Annotated in this window: 6 protein-coding genes; all 6 read right to left on the bottom strand. The window is 46.1% G+C overall.

The features are described from left to right. Window positions 1-182: 182 nt before the first annotated feature. Window positions 183-1,658, bottom strand: a complete 1,476-nt coding sequence (locus ACKTT9_RS19495; RefSeq protein ID WP_407872920.1) for an amidase family protein — start codon at window positions 1,656-1,658, stop codon at window positions 183-185. 474 nt (window positions 1,659-2,132) lie between these two features. Next, a complete protein-coding gene (locus tag ACKTT9_RS19500; protein ID WP_407873077.1) occupies window positions 2,133-2,372 on the bottom strand; it encodes a GNAT family N-acetyltransferase in 240 nt (79 codons plus the stop codon). Window positions 2,373-2,789: 417 nt separating this feature from the next. Further along, a complete protein-coding gene (locus ACKTT9_RS19505) occupies window positions 2,790-3,803 on the bottom strand; it encodes an S-layer homology domain-containing protein (protein WP_407872921.1) in 1,014 nt (337 codons plus the stop codon). A gap of 700 nt (window positions 3,804-4,503) precedes the next feature. Beyond that, entirely contained in the window at window positions 4,504-13,503 is a 9,000-nt protein-coding gene (locus tag ACKTT9_RS19510; protein WP_407872922.1) for a neuraminidase-like domain-containing protein, read from the bottom strand. 30 nt (window positions 13,504-13,533) lie between these two features. Then, window positions 13,534-14,136: a hypothetical protein gene (locus tag ACKTT9_RS19515; RefSeq protein ID WP_407872923.1), complete on the bottom strand. Its 603-nt coding sequence runs from the start codon at window positions 14,134-14,136 to the stop codon at window positions 13,534-13,536. Continuing rightward, complete coding sequence (locus tag ACKTT9_RS19520; protein ID WP_407872924.1) at window positions 14,137-14,481, bottom strand: hypothetical protein; 345 nt, start codon at window positions 14,479-14,481, stop codon at window positions 14,137-14,139. Window positions 14,482-14,497 lie beyond the last annotated feature (16 nt).

Here is a 14,497-nt window from a genome sequence, read left to right on the forward strand (position 1 = left end):
ACACCTTCTCCATATCTGCTGGCTAATCTTGTCTCCAGAAAGTTTACATTACTCATGGCTTAAATCCCCCAGTATAAACTCATAACACTACAATCCATATTAACACATATTGGAAGTAAACTGCCCGTTGACGTAATAAAGGCTGCTTCGCGGCAGCCGTTCAACTATCGTCTCCCGATAGCTTAGCCCATTTCTGGTGGATGACGGAATAATGTTGCCTGCTCAAAACTATAGGCGATGCTGATTAGCGTGGGCTCACTGAAAGCCCTCCCGGAAAAGACAACACCAAATGGACCCTGCGTCGAATCGCCATCAGCATCAATTGTTCCTTTTGCTGAATAACCGGCGGGCACCGTAATAAGGGGATACCCTAACCGGGCAGCAATGTACATGCCATCAACGTCACCGGGTAACATTAAAGCATCTAAGCCGTGTTGATCGAGTACATAGTCAATCCCTCGCATTACAGCCGGATGGTTATATTCTTGTCGTTTAAGTTGATATGTTGTCTCGTTTAGCGCATTTTGTTCCGAGCGAATCAGATTATCTTGGCCAAACTTCAATGCGGATGCAGCGTGTTTCTGATTATAAGCTATCAGATCTTGAAGAGAATGCACGGGCATATCCGAGTTCAACTTTGATAAATAGCGATTCAGGCCTGTTTTGAATTCGTAGCAGATAACATCATTGTTCCATGGATGCTGTTCCAAATGGAGGTTCACAGTATCGATAACTGTAGCACCTTGCTCACGCAGAACATTAATGGCGGATTCCATGATGGAGAGTCTTTCTTCATCCAACGACCGATAGTAATGTCTGGGAATCCCAATGCGAGTTTTACGCAGAAAGTCTGGGTCGAGATACGATGTGTAGTCATGAAAAGTACGATGCGGACTAGTCCAAGTTGCCTTATCGTTTTCGTCAATCCCGACGAGTGCCCCAAGTAGAATCGCTGCATCAGTGACTGTCTTTGAAATCGGTCCTGGCGTATCCTGACTTATAGAAATCGGGATAATGCCGCTGCGGCTCGCAAGCCCTACAGTAGGTTTTATTCCGACGAGAAAGTGTTGGCTGGCCGGCCCAATAATCGAACCTGCGGTTTCTGTTCCGATCGCTGCTGCTGTCAGGTTCGCCGCTACGGCTGCAGCCGATCCTGAACTTGATCCGCTGACGAAGAGCTTGCCCGGTCCATATGGATTCAACACATATCCTCCTCTGGAACTGTATCCAGCTGGCATACGATTGGACATAAAATTCGACCACTCGGTCATATTGGCCTTACCTAGAAGAACAGCGCCAGCAGCCCGGAGCTTTGCGGCTACGAACGCATCTTCAGGAGCAAACGACTCAGCCAATACGATTGAACCAGCGCTCGTATGCATCCGGTCGTACGTATCGATGTTATCCTTGAGCAGGATTGGAATTCCGTGCAGCGGCCCCCTACTACCTGTTGTATTTCGCTCAAGGTCAAGATTCCTTGCTATTTCAAGCGCATCTGGATTGATCTCTAATAAGGCATTGATCAGAGGATTATACCTATGAATGCGTTCGATATATGCAAGCACGAGAGCTTCGGATGTACATTCACCCGAAGACATTGCCTTCTGCATGCTCAGCAAATCGGCTTCATGAATCCAATCTTCTAAGTTGATGCTCATATATTAAAATACCCCCGGTACTGGTAAATTTTCGGACAACAGTAATATGGTAACATGCTGCCTTGCCAAGGGTATAGGTAAAGTTTTGATTAGAATGTATCGGTTGGGCATCGCAGTAGAGCTTGTATTTTCCCGAAGGTCAATGTTGTAACTAAAGTAATCTGCCCGTTAGTTTAATCATTTGGAAAATACCCCCTTGGCCTTCCGTCGGGAATGAGATAAAGTTCTTGTCAAAATTGGGAATGGGATAAAGTTCTTGTCATTTGGTTTTGACAAGAACTTTATCCCATAAAACAAAAAAGCCGCGATTTTCGCGGCACTTAATGAGATAATGTTCTTGTCACCCGACAGCACGTGTCGGATGACAAGACATGAAAAAGCAATCGGATAATTAGATTTAGGATATTTTTTTCTATTCAGCCCAAACCTTTTCATTATCACTTATGTTCCGTACTGGAATCCAATCAAGTCTCTTCATTTTACACCTCTTACGATTAAACTATAGTTCTGCGTTAGCGTAGCAAAGGGCTGCCCCGGGGCAGCCCTTTCTTTACTAACCGATCCATCATATCCTTCTCGTTCGAAGAACTGATGAGCTCTTTCACGGGATGAATTGCTTAGAAGCATAATTCGATGACAATTTATTTCCTTACAATAATCCTCAACATATTGTAAAAGTTGTTGTCCAATATTCTTACTTCGATCGAATGGGATCTTTCGAGTGTAATGCCCCCTCTTGTTTGTTACTTCAAGACTTTAATAGTCACCTCAAAAATTATTTCTCAACTAACACAGGATGGAAAAAGACGATGAGCATGGTCATGAGTAACCAGGAATTTAAAGTCTTGCACGTGTATCTCCATAATCGAATTTACAATTATTATATAAATGAATAGTCACAGATGAAAAATAAAGAACCTACTGATATATTATCAATAGGTTTAGGTTCAGAGTCTTCATTAACCACTTTATAAACTATCAGTTGTAACGAGTCAATAGAATGTTGCCAATAAACCTTCGGAGATAAATCGATTTTGTCTACACTGTTTGACAGTATTACGAAGTGAAGCTAACTTTATTTGTAAGGTTACGGTAATTTTATTGGTTCTTAACATTATTGAATTTTTCAATTTAATGTTTAACTACTTCAATATAAAAATAAGTAAGTTTTTTTTCGTTCTGTGATAAAACTCCATTATAAGAAGTTTGTGAGTAAATAGAAACTCGATAGATGCCTACACCATTGGATAGTGAAATAGCATACTCAAATGAACCTTTATCAATACTAATCTGTGATGTATCTGTTTTTACAAAACCTTTGACAGTTTTCTTCTCAACAATAACATCTAAATTGGAACCGACTACTTTGTTCACACTTCCAGTAAGACTAAAGGTATCGGTATTTATTTTTTCAAATCCTGATTTAGGGTTTTCAAAGACGACCGAGCTGAATGTATTTGGTGACAGTTCTGAAGGTTCTTCTATTTCAAGCAACATATTTTCCTCAGGTCGTGTGTTAACTGTCTTAGGATCATAAGTAGTTTCTTGCTCAGGACAGGGATATAAAATATCCAAATGTTGTTTAATATTATTTAATAACACTAGAGATTCTGCTCTTGTCAGAAGATCATTTCCAAGAAAACCTTCTAGTGTATTGTCTACTTTTCCTTGAACTATTTTACTATCTAATAAAAACTTTATCGAATTTACTTGATTATAGTTCCTCCCAGTGGCGTTTGTAATTAGTTTGGCTGCTTGCCCACGTGTCATATTTATATTAGATGACAAAGCACCAGATGTCGGAAAAGGAATAACGATGCTGCTTCCCCATCCGTATGAGAATGCATAGTCCATATAAGGTTTAGACCAACTGTTTTCTATTCCAGTATTTTTTTGAAAATCCGAAGGATAGTAAGAACGGATTAACATGCTAATAAATTCTTTTTGTTCGACCGGGTTATCAGGTTTAAATGTTCCATCCGGGTAGCCGTCAACAATACCTTCATTTACAGCTTTTGTTATTTCTCTGGCAGCCCAATGATTAGTATTTACATCGTTAAACGTTACACCATCAGCTCTAGAAATCTGGCCGAAAAAAAACAATGTGCAAAAAGCTAATAAAAACAACGTAGCCTTATTAAACATTATTATTTACCTCCTCCAATTTGTATATTATTAAGACGAAATTCATCCGGATATGTTGCAAAAACATATAGGATCCCCGAAGGGGATCCTATACTTATCCATGAAGCTAAGAAAAGATAGTATCTATATGTTATCTAGGAAGATTAAAAAAGATCGATACTTCATCACTGAATGGAGTACCATATACACCTGTAATGGTTCTTTGCTCATCGGCAGTTCCGTCTTTGCGTTGATAAGACGTTTTTGAGGAATCCCAATTTACAACATTTGTATCATTTGTACCTAAAAGAACATTAAAATGCTAGCCGTATAAACTGTAAGATCCATCAGTGAGGTTTAATCATTTGGAAAATACTCCCCCTGGCCTTCCGTCGGGAATGAGATAAAGTTCTTGTCAAAATCGGAAATGGGATCAAGTTCTTGTCATTGGGTTTTGACAAGAACTTGATCCCATAAAATAAAAAAACCGCGATTCACGCGGCAATTAATGAGATAGCTGACAAATAACAAATGGCTCTCGGTACTCCTTTGTTTAATACTTTCAGGTTGCTGGGATCAGCGATTTCTGAAGGATGTCAAGCTTGTTTAAGGAATTTGTATTGACTATTCCAAAGAGCAAAACTATGAACTATCTTCCTCTACTGTGAGCCTCCCGCTCGATGTGGCAGGAGGCAACGACTACCTTGCTATTCTTTCTTAGTTAAAACTTATACTTCACGATTAACATCAGTTCTTCTAAGTTTTTCAACTGATCCACACCCACGGATAAAACAAAAGATTGATCAAGTGATAAATCCTCTTGATTCCCAAAGCAAACATTCCAATCGTCGATCCGGTTAAGCAATAGGTTTGCTTCATCGATTTTTATCGTAAAGCCGACCGGATCATCCTTGACTTTGGCCACGAACATGACGTTTTCGATAGCGGCTTTAAGAGTTTGCGCCATAAAAGGCAATCTGGTTTTATCGATCTTCAGATAGATGCTGCCGTTTTTGCGGAGCACGTTCCATTCGCCGGGCAAATCGTGTTTCAAGTTCAAAGCGATGTGCAGGCCCGTTTCGTTCAGTTCCTGCTCCATATTCTCGAGCTGCTTCGACAAAGACTTAATCGCTCCGGATTTCAACCGCTCTCCGCCTTCGCAGGATGTGTATTTGACATGCAAAATCGCGTCCGAGATTTTACTGTAGTCGAATTGCCGGAAGTTCGGCATTTCGAGACGCCACCTGCTGATGACCCCTGCTCCTTCGAACGGCAAGTACCTTTCGTCCTTGAAGCTAAGCTCGAACACCCCGCTGTCGTTCTGAGCGCTGCTGGCCGCGATCGCGCTGATCGGAATATTGAATGTGCTGAATCGTCCGTCCGTCTGTTCGGTATCTTCCACGTAGTCTTTGCCCCCAATTGAAGTGTTTCGAAACTTGTTCTCGAGCAGACTTAGCGTCGCGTTAACACCGGTGTAAGGTCCGACGATGCAAGGAATCGAAAGGGATACCGACTTGATGCGGCGTTTGTAATGACCTGGATAATCCATATCGAACAACACTTCCGGCAGCGTGAATTCGCATTTGCCGGCTTCTCTGAGTTGGACGACGGCAAGCGGATTGATTTGGTAAAGAGAGATTGGCTTGACGATTTCGTAATCGTAGCCTCGCTCTTGCTGATAAGCCGCTTCCAGTTGCTTCAGCCCGACGTATAGCTGCTCACCGGCGAGCAGTCCATTCCGACCAGCATCGTAATAACCAGATTGGATGAAATTGGTGCTGGTGACGCCTCTATCAAAGCGATAGACGAGCTCAGCTTTTTTGGCAAGCTCGTAAGCCAAGGTGTATACCTGGTGATGCAGCGTATTTAAGTTATCAGCCATCCAGACGTATAGCTCTTCGTTCGAGTATTTGTTTCGGATGAAATCTTCCACTTCGTTGGCGTTATCAATCGCCTTTTGCTGGTTGGCGATTTCTTGGTTCGCAATTTCGATTCGGATGAGATTGGCGATAATTTGCTTGTCGATCTGTTTGAGCTCGAATCCGGCCGAACTGGCTTGGTGAATTCGATCTTGAAGGGCGCGGGTTAACCCGCCCTTCTTGCCCGCTTGATTAGCCCCGAACGACAAGTCGCTGGCCCTGACATGCAAGCCTTTGGCCACGGCCTGCGCAGCCGATCCAAAAAAACTACCGCCCCAAGCAACGCCTGCTCCTACGCCAAACGGTTTCCCGTCCATGGTGAAATTCGGAATCAGATGTAATGCACCGGCCAGTGTCTCCGAAATGCCCGACCAACGAGTAAAGTCCTGCGCTTCGCTCGCTTTTTCCATGTCTTCCTTTTCAAATGGAATGAGCTTCAACCCGCTATCCCCGTCTACCGTCACGATCTCGTTGGGAATTCCGTTGAATTCGACCGTATCCGAAGGAACCAAGCTTTCGTCGAGACCGCTTAATTTCAAGTAATATTTCATTCTGAATTCGGGCGATACGCGATTTTGCCTCAGGCTCTCGAGGTTTTTCTGTGCTTCGTCCAGCTGCTTCTTCTTGATTTCCATGAGGAGATTTTGCATGACTCCCTCGTGTTTGGCCCGGAGGAGCGTAATCGTCTCGTTGTTTAGTTTTTCTTTGGCGGAAAGCATAGCGCCGCCCAACGCCTTCAGCTCGTTGCACAATTCCAGTGCCTTCTGAAGCAAATAATAGAAGCGGTAGTTCGGCATCGGCGTATGAAGATCGTTCAATACCGAAGCTAGACTTAGCCCGTGAGCCGCGGCTTGTACGAGCAGAGCCGGGTCGATCGGCGGTTCGAACAACGGTAGCTTCCGGAAAACCCCTTCGATATTTTGGCTATTTCGAATCTTAAACAATCTGTCGGCTAGCGTATCCCAATAGCCCATCAGCTTGGGGTTGTTGGGGATACAGAAATACAGCGACGAAGCCGTGCCGTAAATATTGGCGGAAGCAAGCTCTCGATTCGCCAAGCCGATCGGCAAATCCGTTTGATTGCTGAACGGCGCCACCAGTTCCAGTTCGACCATCGCGTTGCCGAACGCATCCCACTTGTCCAGCAAACTCATATAGGTTTGGGGTTGAATCTTCCCTCGCTTCGGAATCATCATAGGCTGCGGACCGAATATATGGCCTGCCAACACGTAACATTGTATGGCTTGGTTGATCGATTCGATCGTATCCTGACGGAAAAGGTAGTCACCCCATGCGATCAAATTGTCAACGTAGCTCATCACGACCCATTTCATGTAAGCAACAGGCCTGCCGCGCGCCACCACGTGAGGCATAAACGGCTTGTCCCGCCATTCGTTGATGGCTTGATCCTCCGTATTCGGTTTGAGATTGTCGAATATATTATCGAGTACCCGTTGGCTATTGATGTTCCGAAACGGCATGAACTGCCAAAAGCGCGTGGCGCCCGATCCTTCCGCAAAAGGATTAAAGACGTAATGGTACCACTTCATCGCTTCCTCGTAATGCTGGGCTTTGCTGAGCGTATTGGCTATCATAACAGGCGTGTGGAAAAACAACTCCCAAGTATAAAGCGAATAAGGTCTTTTAAGCTCGTGGTAGATACAATTAGTCCCTTTCGGCAAGTTGGCCGGCTGATAAGGACCGAAATTGACGTCCGGTATCGTCAAATTCCGATTGAAGAAGGCCTCCAGTTTGCCAGAGTTCATCAGTTGCAATAAATCCTTGGAATTGGAATAGTAAAAGTCGGTGTCTTCCGGATATAGACCTTGAACCATTTCTTTGGCGTTGTCTTCATGAAAATAAATAGTCGTATTCTGTCTTTGAAGACTGACGGGATCGATTTGCCAGGAATACATGTTGTCGAAGTTGTCTTGATTAAAATAATTGATATTAAAAGATTCATTCAACAACTTTGCACTTGTCGATACCAGAGCGGAACCGTTAAACTCGAATGCTCCTTGGTACGACGGATCCAATCCCCATTGATCACCAATATTGATGATTACGCTACTATCACTTACGATGGGAATGAACCTGCAATACTGAAGATCGTGATACGTGCCAATAGGCTGAGTAAAGACGGCGCCGGTGCTCACTTGCTTCTGCGTCCATTTGCCGTTTCTGTACTCGCTCCACGCCATTTTGATTTCATAGTATTCCGTTGGCTGCGCTAAGCTGCCGGGATCATCAGCATACGATTTAACGTTGATGCCGTTCAGATCCTCGGATTGTGTTTTCTTCATAATTTGCGGGAAAAAGACGAGCAATCTATCATTCCATACGACTGGCGTAAGGAAGCTTCCGGTGTCCTTGAGGAGTGACTTTTCCACTTCGTAGCTTGGAATGTCGACCTGCATCTTCTCCCACGGATACCAGTTCATTCCCTTTAATTCCACGTACCTGTAATAAAAAATATGCGGTGCGCTGCGAGTACGGGCGAAAATATGTAGCTTGGCATTTTCGTCGGTTGCCGTTCCTTCGACGTATAACCCAACGACCTCCATGTTGGACACTTCATCCAATTTGTAAAGATAGTTCTTTAGCGCATCGGTGACGTTTTGTTTCGTAATATCCTTTTGGAGTAGCTCGCTTTCCAGTTCTTTGAAGAAGGGGCTTTTGTCGTCCCGAAGATTCGATAAGATCCAATTCTCGGGGTACAGGAACACTTTGCGGTTCGCTTCCCAAACCCTGTAATTCTGCATCCAGTCCCAACGCGGTCTGTCCAACAGTTCGGGAAGGATACCTTTTTCGAGACCCAGGAAGCAACGTTGCACGAACAATTGCACGGACGAGATCGCCTGCTTAATTCGCGAGGTTTCCACGACCGGCTCCATCTGCACATCGATGAGGAAATATTCGAATAGTCCGTTCGCATCGATCACGTTCCGCTCGATCAGTTCTTTTTGTTGTAACAAATAGGCGATCAATGCTTGCTTCTGATTGCTCCGAAGCTCGTCGCTCAGCGGCTTAACGACTTGTTCCCAGTCCGTCTGGTTGTAACGGGCTCGAATCGCATGCTTGATGCTGTCGGCGATCTTGCGGCGAACGTTAAATTTAGTGCCCGGTACCGCCCAATCGAAGAGCAGGTCGATGTCAACTCCGATTTTGTCGGCCACGGCCAACGCTTTTTGCAGCTTCAGAAGGCTTTGTTCATTGCGATAATCTTCAAGGTTGGCAAGATCAAAGTGGGAAGCCGCGATCAATTTCTTAATGCGTTCCGGCTTCCAAGTCGTCAGCTCTGCGATTTTAACCGGAAGCTCGTTCTTGTCCGAATCTTGATCGCGTATCCATTTCCAAAAGCCGAGCATGTTCAATTTCGCCGGCGGCAACGAATTTCGCAACCGGACGTAAGCCTCCAAGCGTCGCCACTGTTCAGGGGAAGGGGCTTTAAACTCAAAGCCGCCGAAGTCTCCTTTGTTCCCGTCTATAAATCGGATTTCGTCCTCGCTTAATTCAAACGTGGAAATCAGCATGGCCGCTTTTTTCAGTGCGATTAGGGCGGGCTCGCAGCGTTTAGTCGCGAACCCCGGAATTAATGCCGTGGAAGGGATCGCACTGACTTCCGTTGACGGCGTCTTCCAGTAGATTTGAGTAATATGAATACCCGAGGCAACCAAATTCACCAACGTGCCGGCGTGCAAGGTTTGGGTGTCGCTCCACCATTCTTTCCCGTTTACCAGGTCCTCCTGTTCGGTAAAAACAAGAGCTTTCCCATCCATGCTGACGGCAGGTTCGGTGTCGCTGTCTCTAACAACGAAAGTATAGAGGGCATCGGAAGCAGGATTCACGTACACCTCCCACTTCGCTTCATTAGGGTTCGCGCTTTCTTTGATATTTTCAAAGATGCCGTAAATCGGCTCATCGGACGCGTCCTGTTTCAAAACCTCCGAAACCAAGGCCTCGACGATTTTGGCATCGAGCCCGACAAACCCGGCAAGCGTATTGATCACGAAACGATGGGAGAGCTGCTGGCGCAAATAGGGAAGATAGATTTCCAGGAAAGCTGCCCGTTTGGGGCCAGCGGTATTCGGATCGGCTTCTCCATCCGGTATTTTGTCGAGCGGCTTGCTGATGTCGCCGGAATGAAAAAGGGTAATGATTCGCGGTTTATCGGTGTCCGTTTGCGCTTGTTCGATCACGCTGGCCAAAAGTTCGTTGAACATTTTGTCCTGCTGCTTTTGAATGCGAACAAAAGCATTGGCCCACTCGAGGCTATTATCGATAGCTTTATAGTCGTTCTTTTCGGCCTCGGTCAATATACCCGTAATCTGCAGGATTCCTGTCGATGGGTCGTATTGGAGCTTGTTTTTGAGTGACTGGGTGTCTTTCAACGCGATGTTCAATTTGGAGGGCGCTTTGGTCTTGAATACGTTTGTGCCTTCCAAAATACCGACGATTTTATCCACCATGCCGCTTTCAAATAGCAGACTTGCCTTGGAACGGACGAGTTCTCCAGTCGCTTGCTCCTGGATATTCAGCATTTGTGCAGCCGGATCTTGAATGGCGGGGTCGGCTTTTAAATTTTGGTGCACTTCGTCAATGGCATTGAGGCCGTCATACAGTGTTTTGCTTAACTGCAATACGTTGAGCTCGGAGGGGGCAAAAGGTTTATTCTCATCGTCCACGCCCCGAATGATGTAATTCAGCTGCTGCGGAGTAAATCCGGCTGCTTGCATACGATCCCAACGTTTGAGGAACAGAAGCGTGGAATGGGCGTCCGCAAAGAGAGGTTCGAATAACGGCAGTATTCGAATAAATGTTGGTATTCTAAGGCCTAGCGCTTTGGATAATAGACGATAGCGGTAGAGAGTGGACAGGCTGCTAAGCGTGAGCTTATTATCCAGCTTGGCATCTTGTATGATGGCTTGAATGTCATCCGCGGAGAGATTAAGGGCTGCCATCACGACCGGAACATGATCGAGCAAGGAAGTGTCTGCCAACAAATAATGACCTTTGTCGTCCGCCTTAAAAATCTTGTCGATGCCCCGCACGTTATGAGTCAGGAAAAATCGCTCATAGAGCGATTTTTCTCCCACGGTGCCGATTGGGCTCCAAAAAGTCAGCAGCTTGTCCAGCTCGAGACTGGTTTGATCCAGTAGTTTCTTAACGGCGACAAGCTGATGAATGAGATTCGGGTTAATGGCTAGCGGATGCTTGATCATATTGCCGCCGCTACCTTCGCAATCCTTGCAATCTTCGCAACAGTCGCAGTCATCCTCCCCGCAATTTTCGCATAGCGTTTCTTCTTCAGGCGCGTTATTTTGCTGCGCAACGGAGTTCGCATGGCTCAAGCCCGCAATCGCTTGATCGGTCTCGGAGATCGTCCACCCGAGCTTGCGCCACAGGCGCAAGAAACGATGAATGCTGTCGTATTCTTCGACCGTTAAGGGCGTGCCGTCCAAATGCTGAAGCATTGCCGTATCGAGATCGCAGCTGTCTTTTTGTTCCGTGTAGATCAAATGCTGTTTTCCGTCCATGGCCATAAAGACGCCTTTCTCGCCTTTATCGCTGACGAAAGAAGCGCCTTGCAAAATATTGGCATCTAGCCAAGCATGTTCGTTAAGGGATACCTTACCGGTTTTTCTATCGATTGCGCCTTGTTCGACGCCGTCATCATTATAGATCTTGCAATCTATGACTGTTGCAAACTCTCGAGTTGCAATCTCTCGAACCGATTTATAAACCTTGCCGTTCGCGCAGCCTCTTCCGCTTTCAATGACGATCATTTTGCCCGCTTTCGCGAATTCGCACTTCACCCAGCGCCGGATGTCTTTATCGGAGATATCCGGCTTGTTTGGGTCGGAATCCGCACACCCCGTAACTTTGCGGCCGATAAGTACTGCTACCTTTTCTTTCAGCGTGGGTACCAGAGCTGCCAACTCTTCGTAATTGACGAGAAGGTCCGCCATTATGTCTATACCGTTTGCTTTGGCGTAGTTTTGCAGAAACCGGTAGTTCAAATACAGGCTCTCCATGATCGCTTTGGATTTGCCTTTGGGCATATTCGGGTTAATATATTCCGTCTTTAGCAGCTCTACTAAATTCACGTAGTCGATGCCAGTGCGGCGCAGAAACTGTTTCTTGATGAGGGTAAGCCCCTCGTCTCCCATCATCGTTTGATCGTCGTCAAAGCCGTAGTATTTGCTGACTGGTTTGACGCCAATCGTTTGCCGATATTCGTCATCGGTGAAGTTTTTCTTTTTGAGCTTGTCCATCAGGTCTTTGGTTTCGAAGCACTCTTGGGTCAGAATCACGTATTCTTCCAACGTGAGTCCTAGAAATTCCGCGTCGGCGGCTCGGTTCAATGCTTCGTTCTTCAGCCGAACGACTTCGTCATCTCCATTCTTTACCTTTTTCTGGAACGTCTTGATCAGTTCGTAACGGCTCGTGTCCAGATGCTTCAAATAGATTCTTTCGGCGTCGATTGGTTGATGATAAGGCAGAGTGAACGGATACACTTCATTTTTTAGAATGCAATACGCCTGATATTCGGTATTCTGGGGCTCGGCAAGCAGCTCCCCGCTCGTTTCGTCTTCCACGTTAAACGCTTTAAGACGCTTGAAGGCCACGAAATTTTCCATCACCTCGTTAGCCAAATCGATATACGGCAAGACGGTGTTCGTATTTTCGCAAGTGAGCTTCAGACAACCCAAATCGGGCCTGCGATCGAACAGCTTCTCGAGAGGCGTGCCTGATATATCTTTCGGGTCCGCCTTCTTCTTAAGCGGGTCCAGGGTATCGAGATCGGGATCCAGATTGTTATTGCGAATATATTGAAGCAGTTCCACGTAGTAGGCAGCCGCGCTATAGACGGACGTGCACTCTCCGCATTCGCAGAAGTCGGCATCGCCAAACAGCAAGTCCCAGGATAAATTACGGTCCTTTGGCGATTGCTCGGGCTTGCCCATACTATTGTCGATCATGGCGATGCCCGTGCCTCTGTACGCTTCGCTTATCGACTGAATGGCGTGCTCGTTGCGCAACCGCACCATTTGCGCGTTCGTATGAATTTGGACAAGGGTGTTCCCTTCCAAGCCGCTCTTGCTCATCATCATTTGGAATTGCGTTTGCGGCATGGCGGAGATTTGCATGGCCGACAGCATCTTCGTATTATATAGTACCGGCACCGCATCCACGTCCGGACTTACAGCGGCTATACGCTGCAGCGTTTTGAGCTGGGTCGATACCGCTTCGCGATTTTCAGAAGGGATATCTTCCATTGCCTTGTCGTTGTTCAGGATTTCGTAGATTGAAGTCGTTTTGATATTGAAATCGGGATGCTTGTCTAGGACCTGTGCGACATTGCCGCCAATGGCGTCGTTTAGAATAGGTACTTTCGGGTCTCTGATCAAGCTTGTTAGCATCGCCGTCGACTCCATGCGGAACAGTTCGCGATGCAGGCTCTGGGCATACGCAAGCCTGTCTTCGTAGGACTCTAATGGTGCTAAAGCCACCGTTTTGTCGACGAACTGTTGCTTGGTGAGCTTGACTGCAATATCGCGCATGGAAGAGACTTCGGGGTCTTGTTGAAAGGTAGAGACGAGATTCGTGTTTCCTTTGCTCCAATCGATCAACCGGTTCGTGAATTCAAGCTTATTTATTTCCGGCTCAAAACTTTCGTCGTTGGCGAGAACCGCTTTAATGACCTCCCAATTTCCGTTGTTGGCTTGGAATAAATTCTCCAAAGTCTTTACTTGACTATCGGATTTGAGATTGGCTTTGAATAAGTCGAGTTTTTCCATAAGACGGCTCTCCTTCGTTTTGGATACTTATTAACTTGAATCTTGAAGATTTAACCTCATTTGAACTAAAATGTACAGACTTGTAGCGTATGAAGGTATTCCCATTTTAGGTGGACAGCTTGAGATGCTGCAGAATGTCGAAAAGGGATTTCTTCTCCAAGGCCTGCTGGTCGTTCTATAGATGGACGTGCACTCTTCGCATTCGCAGAAATCGGCGGCGTCGAACAGCATGTCCCAACACAAATTATGGTTATCCAGATTGGAGGAGTCGGCTTTGTCCAAACTATTGTCGATCATGGCTACGCCCGTGCCTCTATAGGTTTCGCTTAACGCCAGGATCGCTTGTTCGTTGCGGACGCGAGCCATCTGGGCATTGGCGTGAATGCCCATGATGGTGTTGTCGTCCACCCCGCTCTTGCTCAACATAGTCTTGAATTGCGCTTGCGGAATCGTAGAAATCTGCATGGCAGAATGTAAATTCTCGTTATATAGCACCGGCAACGCATCCGTTTCCGGGCTGATCGCCGCGATGCGCTGCAACGTTTTGAGCTGGGTAATCACCGTTTGATAGTTATCCAGCGGGATGTCCTTTAATGCCTCTTCATCGTTAATAACTTCATAAATTGAGGTCATTCATATATTGAATTCGGGCTGCTTTTCTAGAACAGTCGCGACATTTGCACCAATCGCACTGTTCAGGATCGAAACGTTCCGATCTTTGATCAGGTTGACCAGCAAAGCTGTCGGCTCCATATTAAACAGCTCGCGATGCAGGTTTACAGCGAAAGCCGTCTTTTCCTCGTCCGATCCCGAAGTCACGTGATCCTTCACCTTTGCAATAAACGCCGTTTTATCAAGCTTCAACGCGATTTCGCGCATGGATTGGAATGCAGCATCTTGTTGGAAATTCGCATTAAGCGCTTGGTTGCCGTTGCCCCATTCGGCCAGGCGATTGGTAAATTCGGATTGGTTTGGCATGTAAAGCCTCCCTTAA

Origin of the sequence: Paenibacillus sp. P36 (assembly GCF_045866505.1) — a bacterium.
GTDB lineage: Bacteria > Bacillota > Bacilli > Paenibacillales > NBRC-103111 > Paenibacillus_E > Paenibacillus_E chondroitinus.